This is a genomic window from Pseudomonas sp. GM49 (assembly GCF_000282355.1).
Lineage (GTDB): Bacteria > Pseudomonadota > Gammaproteobacteria > Pseudomonadales > Pseudomonadaceae > Aquipseudomonas.
Window position 1 is genome coordinate 1 of record NZ_AKJL01000158.1, and the last position, 19,129, is coordinate 19,129.

Consider the following 19,129-nt stretch of genomic DNA (forward strand, 5'->3'; position numbering starts at 1 on the left):
GAGCGAGCTTGCTCGCGATGAGGCCATAACATTCAACATCTGCATTGACTGTTACACCGCAATCGCGAGCAAGCTCGCTCCCACAGGTAGTACGGCGTTACCGCTTACTCCCGCGACTCAACCCCCAACTCATCCCACACCGACTCGGCCAGGTGGAACGTTGCATTGGCCGCTGGAATCCCGCAATAAATCGCACTCTGCATGATCACTTCCTTGATCTCGCCACGGCTGACACCGTTGTTGGCGGCAGCGCGCAGGTGCAACTTGAGTTCCTCGTTGCGGTTCATGCCGATCAGCATGGCAATGGTGATCAAGCTGCGGGTGTGGCGTGGCAGACCCGGGCGCGTCCAGATGTCACCCCAGGCGTGGCGAGTGATCATCTCCTGGAACTCCGAGTTGAACTCGGTCAGGGCATTCAGGCTGCGGTCGACGTGGGCATCGCCGAGGACTGCGCGGCGGACCTTCAGGCCCTCGTCATAACGTTGTTTCTCGTCCACGAAACTCTCCTCAATGAGCCGACAGAAACGCCAGCACGCGCTCGCTGAACGCATTGCCCGCCTGGACGTTGGACAAGTGCGCAGCGTAGAACTCGGCGTACTCGGCGCCTGGCACTTGTTCCTGAATGAAATGCCCACCGGACGGCGGCGTGACCGCATCCTGAGCGCCCGCGATCACCAGCAGCGGCGCCTTGATCGAGGACAACTGATCACGGAAATCGGCATCGCGCACCGCCGCGCAGTTGGCCGCGTAACCTTCGGGCGAAGTGGCCGCGAGCATGTCGGTAATCTGCTTGGCCGCCGCCGGGTTGGCTTCGGAGAAATCCGGGGTGAACCAGCGGGCAATCGACGCATCGCGCAGGGCAACCATGGCCGCCTGACCATCACGCAGCACCATTTCGATACGCGGGTTCCACACCGACGGATCGCCGATTTTCGCCGCCGTGTTGCACACGATCAGCTTGTTCAGGCGTTCGCCGGCATTGATCCCCAGCCACTGGCCAATCAGCCCGCCCATGGACAAACCGCAGAAATGCGCACGTTCGATGTGCAAGGCATCCAGCAGAGCCAGCACATCATGGCCTAATTGCTCGATGCTGTACGGGCCCGGCGTCACCAGCGACTGGCCGTGACCACGGGTGTCGAAACGCAACACGCGAAAATGCTCGGAGAACGCAGGGATTTGCGCGTCCCACATGTGCAGGTTCGTGCCCAGGGAGTTGGACAACACCAGCACCGGCGCATCGACCGGTCCATCGAGTTGGTAATGCAGTTCGCCCTCGGCGAGTTGTACAAAAGCCACAGCAAGTCTCCTTCAGGCAGTCAATGCAGAATGTTCAGCCACCGCCCGCTCGACCCAGATATGGGCCTGGCCGAGGTAATGGGCAGGGTCCAGCAAATGATCGAGTTCAGCCGCCGACAGTTCGGCGGTCACTTGCGGTTCGTCGCCGAGGACCGCGCGCAGGTGACGCTGCTCGGCCACGGCGCGTTTACAGCAGTGTTCCAGCAGATGGTGTGCGGTATCGCGACCGACCCGTTGGGCGAGAACGATACTCACCGCTTCAGCGAGCACCAGGCCCTGGGTCAGATCGAGGTTGCGTGCCATGCGCCCGGCATCCACTTCCAGCCCCTGGACGATCAACAACGCCTGCTGCAGGCTGCCCGACACCAGGCAGCAAATCTCCGGCAGGGTTTCCCATTCGGCATGCCACAGGCCGAGGCTGCGCTCGTGTTCCTGAGGCATGGCGCTGAATAGCGTCGAGAGCAAACCGGGTACACGCGTCGCCGCGCCGATCAGCACCGCCGCGCCCACCGGATTGCGTTTGTGCGGCATGGTCGAAGAACCGCCCTTGCCCGGCGCAGAAGGTTCGAACACTTCGCCGGCCTCGGTTTGCATCAGCAGGCTGATGTCGCGACCGAGTTTGCCGAGACTGCCGGCGATCAGGCCGAGCACGGCGCCGAATTCCACCACGCGATCGCGCTGGGTATGCCACGGCTGCTCAGGCAAGGCCAGTTGCAGTTCTTCTGCCAGCGCCTGGGCAATCGGCATGGCCTGTTCACCAAGGGCCGCGAGGGTTCCGGACGCACCGCCGAATTGCAGCACCAGCAGGCGCGGCTTGAGCTCGGTCAAGCGTTGACGACTGCGCGTCACCGCCCCCAGCCAACCGGCGATTTTCATGCCGAGGGTGACCGGCGTCGCATGCTGCAACCAGGTGCGTCCGGCCAATGGCGTGGTCGCGTATCGCCGGGCCTGGGACGCGAGGGTCTGCCCCAGTTGTGCCAGGTCGCTTTCGATCAGTTCCAGTGCGTGGCGCAGTTGCAGCACCAGGCCACTGTCCATCACGTCCTGGCTGGTCGCGCCCAGATGCACATAGCGTTCGGCTTCGGCATCGGTGGCCGCGATCTGTTTGCCCAGCGCCTTGACCAACGGAATCGCCGAGTTACCCGCCGTGGCAATCGCCTCGCCCAACGCCGCAAAGTCGTAAAGCCCGGCGCGGCAAGCCGCTTCAATCGGCGCGACAGCACTCGATGGAATCAACCCGACCCGCGCTTCGGCCCGGGCCAGTGCCGCTTCGAAATCGAGCATGGCCTGGACCCGGCCTTGATCACAGAACACGTCACGCATATCGCGGGCAGTGAAATAGGCATCGAACAATTGATTGCCCGGTCGCTGGTTCATAAACAGTTCCTGAAGGCGCGGGCCTTTGCAGCCCGCGCATGAAGATCAAAGGTCGTGATGCAGATACGCGGCCTGTTTCGGCAGACGCAGGCTGAACAGGAAGGCCACCGCCATCATCACCGTAACGTACCAGTAGAAGGAGTTTTCCATGCCCACGGCCTTGAGACTCAGGGCTACATATTCCGCCGAGCCACCGAAAATCGCATTCGCCACGGCGTAAGCCAGGCCAACGCCCAGGGCACGCACTTCCGGTGGGAACATCTCGGCTTTTACCAAACCGCTGATCGAGGTGTAGAAACTGACAATCGCCAGCGCCACGGTAATCAACACAAAAGCCAGGAACGGACTGCTGACACTTTTCAGGCTCAACAGGATCGGCACGGTGAACAGCGTACCGAGGGCGCCGAACCAGAGCATCGAGTTACGCCGGCCGATCTTGTCGGCGAGCATGCCGAAAACCGGTTGCATGCACATATAGAGGAACAGCGCGCCGGTCATGATGTAGCTGGCAGTCTTGGCCGGCATGCCGGCGGTGTTCACCAGGTACTTCTGCATGTACGTGGTGAAGGTGTAGAAAATCAGCGAGCCACCGGCGGTGTAACCGAGCACGGTGATGAACGCGGCTTTATGGTCGCGAAACAGGGCGCTGATGCTGCCGGCGTCCTTGTTTTCGCGCATTTCCTTGCTGGAAGTTTCTTTCAACGAACGACGCAGATACAGCGAAACCAGCGCCGCCATGGCACCCACCACGAACGGTATCCGCCAGCCGTAGGCACGCAGGTCATCTTCGGTGAGAAACTGTTGCAGGATCACCACCACCGACACCGCGAGCAACTGGCCGCCAATCAGGGTCACGTACTGGAACGAGGCGAAAAAACCGCGCTGGCCCTTGAGCGCCACTTCACTCATGTAGGTCGCGGTAGTGCCGTACTCACCGCCCACCGACAAGCCTTGCAGCAAACGGGCGAACAGCAACAGGAGCGGTGCCCAGACCCCGATGCTGTTGTAGGTCGGCAAGCAGGCGATCAGCAATGAGCCGAAGCACATCATCAGAATCGAGATCACCATCGAATTCTTGCGTCCGTGCCTGTCCGCCAACCGACCGAAAATCCAGCCGCCAATCGGCCGCATCAGGAACCCGGCGGCGAACACGCCAGCGGTGTTGACCAGTTGCACCGTAGGGTTATCGGACGGGAAAAACGCCGGCGCGAAATAAATCGCACAGAAGGCATAGACGTAGAAGTCGAACCACTCGACCAGGTTGCCGGACGAGGCACCGACGATGGCGAAGATCCGCTTGTTGCGTTCTTCGCCCGTATAAAGAGCTATAGGAGCTGTGGGTGTTGTCATTGTTTTTTCACTCAATGGGGACAGTGAGAGTCTAGACACACTTTGCAACAATCCCGTTCCACAAAAGCATTGGCGACGTAGATCCCATGTAGGAGCTGGCTTGCCAGCGAATGACGCAAGAGCGACCCGGTTAATCAATCAATACGCGTAATCGTTAACGACTATCGCTGGCAAGCCAGCTCCTACAGGGATTTCGGTGTTCACTCAATAATCGAAGAACACCGTCTCGGCATCGGTGCCTTGCAGAATCACATTCCACTGATAAACACCCGACGCATCCTGCCTGGCGATCAACGTGCCGCGACGATCAGCTGGCACACACTCCAGCAGCGGATCGTTCACGTTGGCCGCCTCGCCATCAAAGTAAATCCGCGTCAGCAAATGCTTCACCAGGCCACGGGCAAACACCAGTACCACCAGATGCGGCGCCTGGGTCGTGCCTTTGAGCCCCTCAACCGTACCCGGCTTGATGGTGGTGAAACGAAAGCGCCCTTCGGCGTCCACCGGCACCCGGCCAAAGCCTTCGAAGTTCGGGTCCAGGGGTTTGTCCTGGTCGTCTTCCGGGTGGTCATACTTGCCGGCGGCGTTGGCCTGCCAGACTTCCAGCATCGCGTCGTTGACGATGTCGCCATTGCCATCGACCACTTGGCCAGTGATCGCCACGCGCTCGCCCAAGGTTTGTTCGACAGTCAGGTTTTCGCGGTTCAGCCAGGTCAGGCCGATGTGGTAGTACGGCCCGACGGTGTGGGACGTGGTCGCAGTCAGCGTCATCTTATTTCTCCATCGGCGTGGCGTCGCGGCCGCGCAAAACGATGTCCCAGCGATAACCGAGGGCATAGGAAGGGATGGTTTTTTCCAGATCGAACGTGGCGATCAAACGCTCCTTGGCGCTGGTATCGGGCACGCAGTTGTAGATCGGGTCGTACGCCAGCAACGGGTCGCCAGGGAAATACATCTGCGTCACCAGGCGCGTCAGGATGCTCGGGCCGAACAGCGAGAAATGGATGTGCGCCGGGCGCCACGCGTTGTGGTGGTTGCCCCACGGATAGGCGCCGGGCTTGATGGTCTGGAACTGATACCAGCCATCGGCGTCGGTCACGGTGCGGCCGGTACCGGTGAAGTTCGGGTCCAGCGGTGCGTCGTGCAGATCACGGGCATGGGCGTAGCGACCGGCGGCGTTGGCCTGCCAGATCTCCACCAGAATCCCCGGCACCGGCAGACCGTTTTCATCCAGTACACGGCCGTGAATGATGATGCGCTCACCCTGTGGCTGCCCCTCGTGCTGGGCGGTCAGGTCGTTGTCCTTCTCGTTGATCCGCTCGGCGCCGATGGTCGGCCCGGTGATTTCCGACAACGAATGCGGCAGGAACACCAATGGCTTGGACGGCGAGCGCAGGTTGGTGGATTGATAGGTCGGGTGCAGGTATTGCGGCTGAGTGCCCGCCTGCGGGCGACGGTAACCAGGCTTGTCAGTCATTACACTTTCCTCAGTTCTTGTTAGCCGGCGAGGTGTTCAAACGCGCTCGATCGCCAAGGCCAGCCCCTGGCCAACGCCGACACACATGGTCGCCAAGCCTTTCTTGCCGCCGTTTTTTTCCAACTGATGCAACGCAGTCAACACCAGTCGCGCGCCAGTCATGCCCAACGGATGGCCCAAGGCAATCGCGCCACCGTTCGGGTTGACCTGGGCCGCGTCGTCCGCGATCCCCAGTTCACGCAATACCGCCAGGCCTTGGCTGGCGAACGCTTCATTGAGTTCGATCACGTCGAAATCGCTGACTGCCACGCCGAGGCGCTCGGTCAGTTTACGCACCGCCGGCACCGGGCCGATGCCCATCACCCGCGGTGCCACACCGGCGCTGGCCATGCCCAGCACTTTGGCACGGGCAGTCAGGCCATGTTTCTTCACGGCTTCGGCCGAGGCCAGGATCAATGCGGCTGCACCGTCGTTTACACCCGAGGCATTACCGGCGGTGACGGTTTTATCGGGGCCGTTGACCGGTTTGAGTTTGGTCAGGGCTTCCAGGGTGGTGTCGGCGCGAGGATGTTCGTCCTGGCTGACCACGGTTTCGCCCTTCTTGTGGGCAATGCGCACTTCGACGATTTCTTCGGCGAAAAACCCGGCGGCTTGTGCGACGGCAGTACGCTGCTGGCTGCGCAGGGCAAAGGCGTCCTGATCGGCGCGGGAGACCTGGTAATCGTCGGCCACGTTGTCACCGGTCTGCGGCATCGCGTCCACACCGTACCGGGCTTTCATCAACGGATTGATGAAGCGCCAGCCGATGGTGGTGTCTTCGAGCTTCATGTTGCGCGAGAACGCAGCGTCCGCCTTGCCCATCACGAACGGCGCACGGGACATCGACTCGACGCCGCCGGCAATCGCCAGCTCCATCTCGCCGCTGGCGATGGCGCGGAACGCGGTGCCGATGGCATCCATGCCCGAAGCGCAGAGGCGGTTAAGGGTCACGCCGGGAATGGTTTCCGGCAGGCCCGCCAGCAGCAGCGCCATACGCGCTACGTTGCGGTTGTCTTCCCCGGCCTGGTTGGCGCAGCCGAGGAACACTTCGTCCACCGCGTTCCAGTCCACCGACGGGTTACGCTCCATCAAGGCCTTGATCGGCACGGCAGCCAGATCGTCGGCACGTACCGTCGACAGACCACCGCCGAAACGGCCGATGGGGGTGCGAATCGCATCGCAGATATAAACGTCACGCATCAGGCTTCTCCAGGGGCTTGGCCGTGGGCGGCAGCGGTACGGGCTTCCAGATCACGCAGCGCGGTCAGCTCGACTTCGGTCGGCTCGGCGGTGGTTCCAACGCTGTCGGCAAAGCGAATCGGCCAACCGGTGGCAGCGACCACTTGCTCCCGGGTTACGCCCGGGTGCAGCGCGGTGACCACGAACTCGTGGGTGCCCTCCTCCGGCTCCATGGTGCACAGGTCAGTGATGATGCCGACTGGACCGGCGCCCGGCAGACCGAGACGCTTGCGCGAATCACCGCCCTCGCCATGGCCGACGGACGTAATGAAATCGAGTTTGTCGACAAACGAACGCGCCGATTGCTTGAGGATGATCAGCACGCTCTTGGCCGAACCGGCAATTTCCGGCGCGCCACCGGCACCCGGCAGACGCACTTTCGGTGCGTGGTAATCGCCGACTACGGTGGTGTTGATGTTGCCGAAACGGTCCACTTGCGCAGCACCGAGAAAACCAACGTCAATGCGCCCGCCCTGCAGCCAGTAGCGGAAAATCTCGCCGGTCGGGACCACGGTGTCGGCGGTTTCCGCCAGCTCACCGTCACCGATCGACAATGGCAATACGCTTGGCTTAGCGCCGATCGGACCCGATTCATAGATCAGGACCACATCCGGCGAGGACGTCAGGCGCGCCAGGTTGGCCGCTTTCGACGGCAGGCCAATGCCGACGAAGCACACCGAACCGTTCTTCAGTCGGCGGGCCGCAGCGACGGTCATCATTTCATTGGTGGTGTAAGTCATTACTTCGCCTCCGAAGCGGCGGCCAGTTTGGCCTGGAACTCGCTGAAGTCAGCGCTGCCGTGGATGTATTCGTTGATCCACGCGGTGAAGGTTTCACGGTCGCGGGCAATCGGGTCCCAGGCCTGGTAGAAGCGATTGTCGCGCTCGTTGTAGCCGTGGGCGTAGGACGGATGCGCGCCGCCAGGCACGTGGCAAACCGCGCTCAAGGCCCAGGTTGGCAGTACACAGGAGTTCATCGGTGCATTGAGGTCGTCGACGATTTCCTCAACGGTAACGATGCAGCGCTTGGCCGCCAACGCGGCTTCTTTCTGCACGCCGAGAATGCCCCACAGCAGCACGTTGCCTTTGCGGTCGGCTTTCTGCGCGTGAATCACGGTAATGTCCGGGCGTACCGAAGGCACGGCGGCCAGCACCTCGCCAGTGAATGGGCAGGTGACGGATTTGATCAGCGGGTTGACCTTCGGCAAGTCGGAACCGGCGTAGGCACGCAGTACCGCGAATGGCAGGCCGGAGGCGCCGGCGACGTAGGCATTGGCCAGGTCGGCGTGGCTGTGCTCTTCGATCTCCAGCGCATGCGGCCACTGTTTCTCCACCGCGTCACGCAGGCGATGCAGGGAGCCGACACCCGGGTTGCCGCCCCAGGAAAAAATCAGCTTGCGGGCACAACCGGCACCGATCAACTGGTCGTAGATCAGGTCAGGCGTCATCCGCACCAGCGTCAGATCTTTCTTGCCCTGACGAATGATTTCGTGACCCGCTGCCGTAGGGATCAGGTGGGTAAAGCCTTCGAGCGCGACGGTATCGCCGTCGTTTACGAATTTCTTCACCGCGTCGTGCAGCGAAAGGATTTCAGCCATGGGGCAGGCTCCCGTTTGTTGTTAACCGACAGTGGAAGAAGGCGCCGATGCGCAGCGCCGGAATGACTGAAGGTTAAGCCCCTGAAAAAAGCCAAACAATCCGATAATCGACTAAGCGTTCGATTATCGAACACATTGTTGTCTGGCTACCGATTCCCAAAAGCTTCGCGGGCAAGCCCGCTCCTACAGGTTAAACGCAAACCCTGTGGGAGCGGGCTTGCCCGCGAAGAGGCCATCAAACTTACTGAAGATTCCGAAGCCTGGATTCAGGTCGCATCCGCATGACTGACCATGCCCTTGATCACCACCGCCGTAGTCGCCAAAGCCGCCGGGATCACCAGCGCCGTCAGCACTTGCTCGAAGTTCCAGCCCAGCCCCAACAGCGTCGCGCCCATCCAGGCACCGAGGATGGCGCCGAAGCGGCCGATGCCGAGCATCCACGACACCCCGGTGGCCCGCCCTTGAGTTGGATAAAATCGCGCCGCTAGCGACGGCATCGCCGATTGCGCACCGTTGACGCACATCCCGGCCACCAGCACCAGAGTCGCCAGCAGCGCGATGTTGCCCAGGCTCTGTCCTACCGCGTAGGCAAACACCCCGGCCAGCAGGTAGAAAATGCCGATGACTTTGTGCGGATTGAACCGATCCATCGCCCAGCCCACGCCCACCGCACTCAGCACGCCACCAAACTGGAACAGCGCGCCGATGAAGGCTGCCTGCTCCATGCTCGCGCCACTGTCACGCATCAGCGTCGGCAGCCAGCTGGTCAGCAGATAAACGATCACCAGGCCCATGAAATAGGTCAGCCACAACAGCAAGGTGCCGGCGCTGTAGGTACCGGAGAAAATCACCGCGAACACATTGCGCGCCTTCACGGTTTTCTGTTCCGGCACACTGAAACTGGACGCCTGGGCCACCACTGTCGGGTCGATGGGTGCCAGGGTCTTGCGCACTTTGTCGGTGCCACGGTTACGGACTACAAGGTATCGCGCCGATTCCGGCAGCCAGAACAGCAGGACCACAGCAAGGATCAACGGCAGAATCCCGCCGATCAGCAACAGGCTGTGCCAACCGAACGCCGGAATCAGCTTGGCCGAAATGAATCCGCCGCCAGCCATGCCGAGGTTGAAACCGCAGAACATGCTGGTCACCAGCAGGGACTTTTTGCGCTCCGGGGTGTACTCCGACAGCAGGGTCGTGGCGTTTGGCATACCGGCGCCCAAACCCAGGCCGGTCAGGAAGCGCAACACCAGCAATTGATCGACATTGGTGCTGTAGGCCGAGGCCAGGCTGAAGGCGCCGAACAACAGCACCGCACCGACCAGTACGACTTTTCGCCCGAAACGGTCGGCCAATGGCCCCGAACCGAGTGCGCCGAACACCATGCCGATCAGCGCCGCGCTCATCACCGGCCCAAGGCTGGCGCGATCGATGCCCCAGTCCTGCGACAGCGCCGGCGCGATGAAACCCATGGCAGCGGTATCAAGGCCGTCGAGGAAGACAATCAGGAAACACAGGATCACTACCCGCCACTGGTAGCGTGAAATGGGTTGGGCATTGATGAAGGACTGCACGTCGAGGCAGTTTCCTACAGCAGACTGAGGTTGGTTCATTATTTTTATTCCATGGATCACAGTCGAAAAGGAGCCAGCCGGGGCTGACGCAGCAGCGACATTAATGATCCACGGGAAACAGCGTCAATTCGCCAAGCGCGACTCTGTGCGTTTATCGAACACCTTAGGTGAACAGCTGGGTACTGAGGTCGCGGCTGGCACTCAGCAGCCCGGGCAGAAAACGCTGTTCCAGCTCATTGCGGCTGACTCGCCCGGCATGGGTGCTGACATTGAGGGCCGCGACCACCTGGCCGGAGGCGTCGTACACAGGAACGGCAATCGAACGCAGCCCCTGCTCAAGCTCCTGGTCGACGATGCACCAGCCTTGCTGTCGCACCTCTTGCAGGCATTCGAGCAATGCCTCGGGGGTGTGAATCGTGCGGCTGGTCTTGGCCTGCAATTCGGCGTGGTCGAGGTATTCGCCCAGTGACGTATCATCCAGCGCGGCCAGCAGAATCCGCCCCATCGACGTGCAATAGGCCGGCAAGCGACCGCCTACCGACAGGTCCACCGAAATCAGCCGCTGCGTGGTCGCGGAGCGGGCGATGTACAGAATGTCATCACCCTCCAGCGTGGCCATGTTGCAGGCCTCGTGCAGTTGCTCGCTCATGCGGTCCAGGTAAGGCTGGGCGGAAACCGCCAGCGGCGTTGATGACACATAGGCATGGCCGAGGGTCAGCACTTTGGGCAGCAGCGAATAGGTGCGGCCGTCGGTGGTGGCGTAGCCGAGTTTGATCAGGGTGTGCAGGCAACGGCGCACGGCGGCGCGGGGAATTTCCGTACGGTGGCTGATCTGGGCGATGGTCAGGTGCCGTTTTCGCTCCTGAAACGCTTGCACCACGGCCAGGCCACGGGCCAGAGACGTCATGAAATCCGGGTCGCCGGTCAGTGCCTGGATCCGCTTGGCCGGTGAAGCAACGATGGGCGGAGCCACTGAAGCGAAGGAATTGCGCATTTGATCGTTCATACAAGGACCTTTTTCCCACTCGGATCAGCGACTATTACAAGGGGCTAGCGTCTGACGCTCAAGCCCGACCGGCCAACTCCGGGCGATTATCGAACGCTCGACCGATAATCGCAATCCGCCGTGTAAACCGCCAAATCAGCCGATGTGCGGTTTTTCGCCGACTCACTAACCTATGTCTACATAGGTCTCGACCCAAGACTTAATGGCGCAACCTAATTATCGTAACTTGCTCGACTTAATGGCGTCAGAAAGGCATCGCAGCAACGTGGCATCAGTCGACGTTCTAGTTCATCGTAAAGTTTCGAGCAACAAAGTGATCACACACCAAGATCCACTTTTAACTTTTTGGAGATAGTGTTCTTCAAATCGGCCGCTATAATACAATTCAGTAGCGCTTCGGTTTTTTACATACCGAACCCGCTTACCGGGCAAGGCGATGTTCCGTCGCCGTTGCCCGTAGCGAGCGCCAGACCCGCATTGCACAGCTTTGCCGGTGCGCTTGCTGAAACAGGAAACTGAAGCTACGACAGCTGTTTATCTCTGGTGCCGTGGCCGCCTGCGACATGGAAGCATTGATCATTCTGTTGCCTAAACGATGCCTTCCGGGCATTGCCCATTCGACGAACGTGATCAATCGATTTGATGCAGCGCGTTTTCACCAGAATTAATCCCAACTCAATCAGGTAGCACTGTGACGAAAGACGAACTGCGCGCGGAACTAGAGCGCCAGGAACAACGTTACAAGGAAGTTTACGGCGGAGAAGTCACCACTTACGCCGCTCAACCCGAACCCGAACGCAAACCCTGGCGCAAGCGCGCCACCGTTCAGGATCAGGTTTTCCAGCAAGAACTTCAAAAAATGGAAAAGGAACTCAAAGCCGAAGAGCCGTGACTGCTTCTGCCTGATCCTTACAAGGGCCTGCCTCTGCACCCGTTAAAAGCGGGATGTATCGATGTTGCCTTGCGCGCCCGCTACGAGCGGGCAGCGGCCATCACCGTCGTCGAATCCGGCAGATTTCCGGTATCTGACCTATTTCTCAGATTTTTCACACAACTTTTCAAGCCCCTCTCAGCGGGCCGTGAAGGTTTTGTGACAGTATATTTTTTCAATAAAATCAATGACTTAAAAAACGCAGCAAAACCGTTGGTTTTCAGGTGCTGCGGCAAAAAAAATCGTTGAAGAATGTTACCGACGAGCAGCTAGTGCATTGATTAGCAGTCTTTTCTGGCATAATCGCGCCCCCTTATGACCGGGTCAGAAAACCTTCATGATCGATTTATTCAGCGGACTGGATGCTTGGGTGCTTGTGAGCCTCTTGCTCGCCCTGGCCTTTGTCCTCGCCTTCGAGTTCATCAACGGCTTTCATGACACCGCTAACGCGGTGGCGACCGTTATCTACACCAAGGCCATGCCGCCTCACCTGGCAGTGTTCTTCTCCGGTGTGTTCAACTTCCTCGGCGTGCTGCTGGGCGGGGTCGGCGTGGCGTATGCCATCGTCCACCTGCTGCCGGTAGAACTGCTGATCAATGTGAACACCGGTCACGGACTGGCCATGGTGTTCTCGTTGCTCGCCGCCGCCATCACCTGGAACCTGGGCACCTGGTACTTCGGTATCCCCGCCTCCAGTTCCCACACGCTGATCGGTTCGATCCTCGGTGTCGGCCTGGCCAACGCCCTGATCAACGATATTCCGTTGGCCGACGGGGTGAACTGGCAAAAGGCGATCGATATCGCCATGTCACTGGTGTTCTCGCCAATGGCAGGTTTCCTGATCGCCGCGCTGATCCTGATCGGTCTTAAATGGTGGCGTCCGCTGTCGAAGATGCACAAGACGCCGGAACAGCGCCGCAAGATCGACGACAAGAAACACCCGCCGTTCTGGAATCGCCTGGTACTGGTGATCTCGGCCATGGCCGTGAGTTTCGTGCACGGTTCCAACGATGGCCAGAAAGGTATCGGCCTGATCATGCTGGTCCTGATCGGTATCGTGCCAGCCCAGTTCGTGCTCGACCTGAACAGCACGACCTATCAGATCGAGCGGACTCGCGACGCGACCCTGCACCTGAGCCAGTTCTACCAGCGCAATTCCGAAACCCTGGGCGAATTCCTGGCCCTGGGCAAGAGCCTGGACGGCGACTTGCCGGAGAAATTCCGTTGCAACCCGCAACAGACCGAACCGACCATTACCGCCCTGCTCGGCACCCTCAAGGGTGTAGAGGACTATCACTCGCTGTCGGCGGAAAGCCGTATCGAAGTCCGTCGCTACCTGCTCTGCCTGGACGATACAGCGAAGAAAGTCAGCAAATTGCCAACTCTCGGGGCCCGTGAAAAGGCTGACCTGGACAAGTTGCGCAAAGACCTGACCACAACCACTGAATACGCCCCGTTCTGGGTGATCCTGGCTGTTGCACTGGCCTTGGGCCTGGGCACCATGGTCGGCTGGAAACGCGTGGTACTGACCATTGGCGAGAAGATCGGCAAGCAGGGAATGACCTATTCCCAAGGCATGTCGGCACAGATCACCACTGCCAGCCTGATCGGCATGGCGAACATCTTCAGCCTGCCGGTTTCCACCACCCACGTGCTTTCCTCGGGCGTGGCGGGCACCATGGTCGCCAACAAGAGCGGCCTGCAAGGCGGCACCGTCAGAACAATCCTGCTGGCCTGGGTATTGACCCTGCCAGCCACCGTGGCCCTGTCGGCCGGGTTGTTCTGGCTGGCCTCGAAGGCACTTGGCAGCTAATAAGCAGCCAAACGAAAAAGGCGCGCTCCGCAAGGAACGCGCCTTTTTTATTGCAGCCTACTTCCGACATTACACATTTATCTTGTGTACTTCCTCAAAAGACAGGCAAAAAAAAGGGCAACCGAAGTTGCCCAAAATGCCTTGCGTGCTCATTACACCCAGAAAGAACCACGGTTATTTCCGCTTCTGCGAATCCTTCCAGATAAAAAGTCCGAACCCTGCAAAAAACACGAACATGAGGCTGACTGTCAGCACTCCGGCGATCACCACGTTGTCGAAAAACATGACGCGTCTCCTGCACTTGGCCTGTTGCGATAGGGCTAAGTTAACCAAACGGGCAGGAGAGAATATTGACCGGGATCAATGTCGCCCGAGACGGGACAAGAGGAAGGGGAAAGTTTGACCCGCATCAATGAATGCGGGGGGACTTCAGCGCTTTTTCGGTTTGTTTTTCGGCTTTTTCTTTGCCTTGCCCAACGGCATGGCCTGCTCGAACGCCTGGCGAACTTCATTGAGCCGCTTGTCATTGAGGTCATGGATACGCTTGGCGCGTTCAGCGTTGAGGTCAATCAGTTTGTCATCTTGGCTCATGGCGGTCAGTGCATCGCTTGAAATGAATTTCAGCCACCGTAGCGTTCGGCAACCCTGCGCCAATAATGCGGCCTGACGGCCGCGCTGACCAGCCTGCGCTCAAATCTCGATATCGACCCACAGCCCCTGCCGCGGCTGATCTTCCATCAGCGGCGCCACCGGCACGGTGTTGTCGGCATTGAGTTCATCGCCGGGAATCGCCAGGTGCGCCTCGGGGTCATTGTCGGCCTCACGGCGGCGCCGTTCCTGCTCCTGCCTGCGGCGCTGTTCCTCGCGCAGCACTAACCCGTCTTCCTCAGGATTGCGCTTTTGCAGGTCAATGGTGCTTTCACTGGAGCTTTCCTGCACCGGCACCACCGGTGGAATATCCGGACGCTGGCGGATCGGGTCAGTCTGTGAAGTGATCGGCACGGCACTCAAGGGGAGCATCGGTGGCAGCATGGTTTTCGGTCTCCTGTCAGCAGGCTGTCGGCTGAGGGGATGGCGACTTGAGCCATCGGTCGCAAACTGTGACCCAATTGGCACTCATTAGTGCACTGAGCGGCGCGTCATGCACAGGTGGGCTAACGTATGACTGTGAGTTTTTCTGAGAGTCCTTTGGCCCTGAAGCGCTCATTCCGTTAAGATAGCCCGCTTTTTCAGGTGGGAGTCAGGCAGCATGGCGCAGCAGTATCAACCGGGGCAACGCTGGATCAGTGACAGCGAAGCCGAGCTGGGTTTAGGCACCGTTCTGGCACAGGACGGCCGCTTGTTGACCGTGCTCTACCCGGCCACTGGCGACACCCGCCAGTACGCGCTACGGAATGCGCCTCTGACCCGTGTGCGGTTTTCGCCGGGTGACACCATCACTCACTTCGAAGGCTGGAAACTGACCGTACGCGAAGTCGACGACATTGATGGCCTGCTGGTTTACCACGGCCTCAACGGGCAGAGCGAAGTGGTCACCCTGCCGGAAACCCAGTTGTCGAACTTCATCCAGTTCCGCCTGGCCAGCGACCGTCTGTTCGCCGGCCAGATCGATCCACTGGCCTGGTTCTCCCTGCGTTATCACACCCTGGAACACACCAGCCGCCAATTGCAGTCCTCGCTGTGGGGTCTGGGTGGCGTGCGTGCGCAACCGATCGCGCACCAGTTGCACATTGCCCGCGAAGTCGCCGACCGTATCGCGCCACGGGTTCTGCTGGCCGACGAAGTGGGTCTGGGCAAAACCATTGAAGCCGGCCTGGTGATCCATCGCCAATTGCTCTCGGGCCGTGCCAGCCGTGTGCTGATCCTGGTTCCGGAGAACCTGCAGCACCAGTGGCTGGTAGAGATGCGCCGTCGCTTCAACCTGCAGGTCGCGCTGTTCGACGAAGAGCGCTTCATCGAAAGCGATGCCAGCAACCCGTTCGAAGACACCCAACTCGCGCTGGTCGCGCTTGAGTGGCTGGTGGACGACGAGAAAGCCCAGGACGCACTGTTCGCGGCGGGCTGGGACTTGCTGGTGGTCGACGAGGCTCACCACCTGGTGTGGCACGAAGATCAGGTCAGCCCTGAATACTCGCTGGTCGAGCAACTCGCTGAAACCATTCCTGGCGTACTGCTGTTGACCGCCACCCCGGAACAACTGGGCCAGGACAGCCACTTCGCGCGTCTGCGCCTGCTCGACCCGAACCGCTTCCACGACCTGCAAGCCTTCCGCGCCGAGAGCGAAAACTATCGCCCGGTGGCTGAAGCAGTTCAGGAGTTGCTGGATCAGGGACGCCTGTCGCCGCAAGCCCACAAGACCATCCACGATTTCCTCGGCAACGAAGGCGAAGCCCTGCTGGCCGCCGTCAACGATGGCGATACCGAAGCCAGCGCCCGCCTGGTGCGCGAGCTGCTCGACCGTCACGGCACCGGCCGCGTGCTGTTCCGTAACACCCGCGCCGCCGTGCAAGGCTTCCCGGAGCGCAAGCTGCACCCGTACCCGCTGCCGTGCCCGGATGAATACCTTGAGCTGCCGTTGGGCGATCACGCCGAGCTGTACCCGGAAGTCAGTTTCCAGGCCCAGCCGGATGCCAGCGAAGAAGAACGCTGGTGGAAGTTCGACCCGCGCGTCGAGTGGCTGATCGATCAGCTGAAAATGCTCAAGCGCACCAAAGTGCTGGTGATCTGCGCCCACGCCGAAACCGCCATGGACCTGGAAGACGCCCTGCGCGTGCGCTCCGGCATCCCGGCCACGGTGTTCCATGAGGGCATGAACATCCTCGAGCGTGACCGCGCCGCCGCCTACTTCGCCGACGAAGAGTTCGGCGCGCAAGTGCTGATCTGCTCGGAAATCGGCAGTGAAGGTCGCAACTTCCAGTTCTCCCATCACCTGGTGCTGTTCGACCTGCCGTCCCACCCGGACCTGCTGGAACAACGCATCGGTCGTCTGGACCGGATCGGCCAGAAGCACATCATCGAACTGCACGTGCCGTACCTGGAAACCAGCCCGCAAGAGCGTCTGTTCCAGTGGTACCACGAAGCACTGAACGCGTTCCTCAATACCTGCCCGACCGGCAACGCCTTGCAGCACCAGTTCGGCCCGCGCCTGCTGCCGCTGCTCGAAGAAGCCGACGATGGCGAGTGGCAAGCGCTGATCGACGAAGCCCGCACCGAGCGTGAGCGCCTGGAGGCCGAGCTGCACACCGGCCGTGACCGCTTGCTGGAGCTGAACTCCGGTGGCGCGGGCGAAGGCGATGCGCTGGTGGAAGATATCCTCGAGCAAGATGACCAGTTCGCGCTGCCGATCTACATGGAAACCCTGTTTGACGCCTTTGGCATCGATAGCGAAGACCATTCGGAAAACGCCCTGATCCTCAAGCCGAGCGAAAAAATGCTCGACGCCAGCTTCCCGCTGGGCGACGACGAAGGCGTGACCATCACTTACGACCGTAACCAGGCGCTGTCTCGTGAAGACATGCAGTTCATCACCTGGGAGCACCCGATGGTTCAGGGCGGCATGGACCTGGTGCTGTCCGGTTCCATGGGCAACACCGCCGTGGCGCTGATCAAGAACAAGGCACTCAAGCCGGGCACCGTGTTGCTGGAACTGTTGTATGTCAGCGAAGTGGTTGCACCACGCTCACTGCAACTGGGCCGCTACCTGCCGCCGGCTGCCCTGCGCTGCCTGCTCGATACAAACGGCAACGACCTGTCGGCCCGCGTGTCGTTCGAAACCTTGAACGATCAGCTCGAAAGCGTGCCCCGTGCCAGCGCCAACAAGTTCATCCAGGCCCAGCGTGACCAACTGACGCCACGGATCAATGCCGGTGAAGCGAAGATCCTGCCTCGCCACACTGAACGTGTCGCCGAGGCGCAGCGTCGCCTGGCTGCCGATACCGAAGAAGAACTGGCACGTCTGACCGCGCTGCAAGCGGTCAACCCGACCGTACGCGACAGCGAACTGGTGGCCCTGCGCGCACAACGCGAGCAAGGCCTGGCCATGCTCGACAAGGCTGCGCTGCGACTGGAAGCGATCCGGGTGCTGGTGGCGGGTTAACTTCCCTACCCCACTGCTATAAAAAGAAGGCCCGCAGCGATGCGGGCCTTTTTTGTTTGCTTCAATTTCAGTAGTGCTGCTGATGGCCTCTTCGCGGGCAAGCCCGCTCCCACAGGGATCTCATATGCACTGAAGATCCAATGTGGGAGCGGGCTTGCTCGCGAAGGCGGTTAAGCAGTCACCGCAGAACCTTCAGGCTCAACAACAGCCACCAACCCTGCCTTCATCCGCTTTGCATCGCGCACAAAACACCGCGCAGCCAGGAACAGAAACACCACGGTGAGCAACAGCGCCACCGGAATCAGGTACATCGCGTCATGCAGGCCGACCGCCTTGAACGCCTCAGTCATCTGTTCCGCCCCCGCCGCAAGCATCGCCGTGTGCGCAAAGTGATCCGACAAGGCCCCGACCACCACCGGCCCCAGGCCACCACCCAACAGGTAGAGCCCGGCAAAGAACAGCGCCATCGCCGTTGCCCGCAACCGCGGCTCGACCACATCCTGAATCGCCGTGTACACGCAGGTGTAGAAGTTGTAGGCGAACAGCCAGCCGACACTGAATACAGCGACAAATACTCCGATTTCGATGCGCCCGGAATGCAGTGCCCACGCGGTGCAGAGCGTCGAAATCATCAGGCTGAAGGCCGCAAACAGCAGGCGCCCGTTGGCGATCCGTTGGTGAATCTTGTCCGCGATCCAGCCCCCCAGAGTCAGGCCGAACAGCCCGGTCACGCCGACGATAACCCCGGTAGCGACCGCAGCTTCCTGCAATGGCATCAGGAAATACCGTTGCAGCATCGGCACCAGAAACGAGTTGCAGGCATAAGTGGCGAAGTTGAAACACAGGCCGGCCATCACCAGCCACAGGAAGGTCGGCACGGCCAATACCCGACGGATCGGCCGATCGATCTTTTCCTGCGATACCTGAACGCTCTCGGCGGCGCCGCGCTTCGGTTCCTTGATGAAAAACATGAAGATCGCGAGGATCAGCCCGGGCACCGCTGCGATAAAGAACGGCGCGCGCCAGCTATCGAAGGCCTTGACCATCGCACCGATGGTGAAGAACGCCAGCAACAGCCCCAATGGCAGCCCGAGCATGAAGATGCCCATGGCCCGCGCCCGACGATGTGCCGGAAACAAGTCGCCGATCAGCGAATTGGCGGCCGGCGCATAACTGGCCTCGCCGATGCCGATCCCCATGCGCACGACCAGGAAACTCCAGAAACTGCCCACCATGCCGTTGACAGCCGTCAGCCCGCTCCACACCGCCAGCCCCCAGCCCATCAGTTTGCTGCGCGAGCCGGTATCGGCCATGCGCCCCAGCGGCAGGGC

At 60.6% G+C, this 19,129-nt stretch carries 18 protein-coding genes; 3 read left to right on the top strand and 15 right to left on the bottom strand.

Going from position 1 to position 19,129, the window contains the following annotated elements:
• Positions 1–104 precede the first annotated feature (104 nt).
• The 11 genes from pcaC to pcaR form a co-directional block, all read right to left on the bottom strand.
• Positions 105–497, bottom strand: coding sequence for a 4-carboxymuconolactone decarboxylase (gene pcaC / locus PMI29_RS14400; RefSeq protein ID WP_007986313.1), 393 nt, complete (start codon positions 495–497; stop codon positions 105–107).
• 10 nt (positions 498–507) lie between these two features.
• Positions 508–1,299, bottom strand: a complete 792-nt coding sequence (gene pcaD, locus PMI29_RS14395; RefSeq protein WP_007998341.1) for a 3-oxoadipate enol-lactonase — start codon at positions 1,297–1,299, stop codon at positions 508–510.
• A 12-nt stretch (positions 1,300–1,311) separates the two neighbouring features.
• A complete protein-coding gene (locus PMI29_RS14390; protein ID WP_007998344.1) occupies positions 1,312–2,676 on the bottom strand; it encodes a 3-carboxy-cis,cis-muconate cycloisomerase in 1,365 nt (454 codons plus the stop codon).
• Positions 2,677–2,721: 45 nt separating this feature from the next.
• Positions 2,722–4,026: an MFS family transporter gene (locus tag PMI29_RS14385; protein ID WP_007998346.1), complete on the bottom strand. Its 1,305-nt coding sequence runs from the start codon at positions 4,024–4,026 to the stop codon at positions 2,722–2,724.
• A 204-nt stretch (positions 4,027–4,230) separates the two neighbouring features.
• Complete coding sequence (pcaG, locus tag PMI29_RS14380) at positions 4,231–4,797, bottom strand: protocatechuate 3,4-dioxygenase subunit alpha (RefSeq protein ID WP_007998348.1); 567 nt, start codon at positions 4,795–4,797, stop codon at positions 4,231–4,233.
• A gap of 1 nt (position 4,798) precedes the next feature.
• Positions 4,799–5,503, bottom strand: a complete 705-nt coding sequence (gene pcaH / locus PMI29_RS14375; RefSeq protein ID WP_007998349.1) for a protocatechuate 3,4-dioxygenase subunit beta — start codon at positions 5,501–5,503, stop codon at positions 4,799–4,801.
• Positions 5,504–5,539: 36 nt separating this feature from the next.
• Entirely contained in the window at positions 5,540–6,745 is a 1,206-nt protein-coding gene (gene pcaF / locus PMI29_RS14370) for a 3-oxoadipyl-CoA thiolase (RefSeq protein ID WP_177323278.1), read from the bottom strand.
• A complete protein-coding gene (locus PMI29_RS14365; RefSeq protein ID WP_007998352.1) occupies positions 6,742–7,521 on the bottom strand; it encodes a CoA-transferase subunit beta in 780 nt (259 codons plus the stop codon). Before PMI29_RS14365 ends, pcaF begins: the two co-directional genes overlap by 4 nt.
• Positions 7,521–8,378: a CoA transferase subunit A gene (locus PMI29_RS14360; protein WP_007986329.1), complete on the bottom strand. Its 858-nt coding sequence runs from the start codon at positions 8,376–8,378 to the stop codon at positions 7,521–7,523. The genes PMI29_RS14365 and PMI29_RS14360 overlap by 1 nt, the downstream gene beginning before the upstream one ends.
• 266 nt (positions 8,379–8,644) lie before the next feature.
• Positions 8,645–9,991, bottom strand: coding sequence for an MFS transporter (locus PMI29_RS14355; RefSeq protein ID WP_007998353.1), 1,347 nt, complete (start codon positions 9,989–9,991; stop codon positions 8,645–8,647).
• Positions 9,992–10,115: 124 nt separating this feature from the next.
• Positions 10,116–10,958 carry a pca regulon transcriptional regulator PcaR gene (pcaR, locus tag PMI29_RS14350; protein ID WP_007986334.1) on the bottom strand — a complete coding sequence of 281 codons (843 nt, stop codon included), beginning with the start codon at positions 10,956–10,958 and terminating at the stop codon, positions 10,116–10,118.
• A gap of 691 nt (positions 10,959–11,649) precedes the next feature.
• Between pcaR and PMI29_RS14345 the strand changes: the two genes are divergently transcribed.
• The gene (locus PMI29_RS14345) at positions 11,650–11,850 is read left to right on the top strand and encodes a hypothetical protein (protein WP_007986337.1); all 201 of its coding nucleotides are present in this window, start codon (positions 11,650–11,652) and stop codon (positions 11,848–11,850) included.
• A gap of 376 nt (positions 11,851–12,226) precedes the next feature.
• Positions 12,227–13,702 (top strand): inorganic phosphate transporter, encoded by a 1,476-nt coding sequence (locus PMI29_RS14340; protein ID WP_007986339.1) that lies wholly within the window; start codon positions 12,227–12,229, stop codon positions 13,700–13,702.
• 174 nt (positions 13,703–13,876) lie between these two features.
• On the opposite strand, the gene ccoM is transcribed toward PMI29_RS14340, so the two are convergent.
• From ccoM to PMI29_RS14330, 3 genes are all read right to left on the bottom strand, one after another.
• On the bottom strand, positions 13,877–13,987 hold the full coding sequence (gene ccoM, locus PMI29_RS32920) for a cytochrome c oxidase subunit CcoM (protein WP_007998356.1): 111 nt from the start codon (positions 13,985–13,987) through the stop codon (positions 13,877–13,879).
• Between the two features lie 144 nt (positions 13,988–14,131).
• Positions 14,132–14,293: a hypothetical protein gene (locus tag PMI29_RS32280; protein WP_007998358.1), complete on the bottom strand. Its 162-nt coding sequence runs from the start codon at positions 14,291–14,293 to the stop codon at positions 14,132–14,134.
• 99 nt (positions 14,294–14,392) lie between these two features.
• Positions 14,393–14,734: a hypothetical protein gene (locus PMI29_RS14330; protein ID WP_007998360.1), complete on the bottom strand. Its 342-nt coding sequence runs from the start codon at positions 14,732–14,734 to the stop codon at positions 14,393–14,395.
• Positions 14,735–14,951: 217 nt separating this feature from the next.
• Between PMI29_RS14330 and rapA the strand changes: the two genes are divergently transcribed.
• Complete coding sequence (rapA, locus tag PMI29_RS14325; RefSeq protein ID WP_007998363.1) at positions 14,952–17,798, top strand: RNA polymerase-associated protein RapA; 2,847 nt, start codon at positions 14,952–14,954, stop codon at positions 17,796–17,798.
• Positions 17,799–17,968: 170 nt separating this feature from the next.
• Here rapA and PMI29_RS14320 read toward each other — a convergent pair.
• The coding region (locus PMI29_RS14320) for an MFS transporter (protein WP_007998365.1) at positions 17,969–19,129 on the bottom strand (1,161 nt) is incomplete at its 5' end.

Bases quoted from the DNA above. Each gene is read 5' to 3' on its own strand.
- PMI29_RS14390 (WP_007998344.1), bottom strand. From the start codon at position 2,676: ATGAACCAGCGACCGGGCAATCAATTGTTCGATGCCTATTTCACTGCC.
- PMI29_RS14385 (WP_007998346.1), bottom strand. From the start codon at position 4,026: ATGACAACACCCACAGCTCCTATAGCTCTTTATACGGGCGAAGAACGC.
- pcaG (WP_007998348.1), bottom strand. From the start codon at position 4,797: ATGACGCTGACTGCGACCACGTCCCACACCGTCGGGCCGTACTACCAC.
- pcaH (WP_007998349.1), bottom strand. From the start codon at position 5,503: ATGACTGACAAGCCTGGTTACCGTCGCCCGCAGGCGGGCACTCAGCCG.
- PMI29_RS14365 (WP_007998352.1), bottom strand. From the start codon at position 7,521: ATGACTTACACCACCAATGAAATGATGACCGTCGCTGCGGCCCGCCGA.
- PMI29_RS14360 (WP_007986329.1), bottom strand. From the start codon at position 8,378: ATGGCTGAAATCCTTTCGCTGCACGACGCGGTGAAGAAATTCGTAAAC.
- PMI29_RS14355 (WP_007998353.1), bottom strand. From the start codon at position 9,991: ATGAACCAACCTCAGTCTGCTGTAGGAAACTGCCTCGACGTGCAGTCC.
- pcaR (WP_007986334.1), bottom strand. From the start codon at position 10,958: ATGAACGATCAAATGCGCAATTCCTTCGCTTCAGTGGCTCCGCCCATC.
- PMI29_RS14340 (WP_007986339.1), top strand. From the start codon at position 12,227: ATGATCGATTTATTCAGCGGACTGGATGCTTGGGTGCTTGTGAGCCTC.
- ccoM (WP_007998356.1), bottom strand. From the start codon at position 13,987: ATGTTTTTCGACAACGTGGTGATCGCCGGAGTGCTGACAGTCAGCCTC.
- PMI29_RS32280 (WP_007998358.1), bottom strand. From the start codon at position 14,293: ATGAGCCAAGATGACAAACTGATTGACCTCAACGCTGAACGCGCCAAG.
- PMI29_RS14330 (WP_007998360.1), bottom strand. From the start codon at position 14,734: ATGCTGCCACCGATGCTCCCCTTGAGTGCCGTGCCGATCACTTCACAG.
- rapA (WP_007998363.1), top strand. From the start codon at position 14,952: ATGGCGCAGCAGTATCAACCGGGGCAACGCTGGATCAGTGACAGCGAA.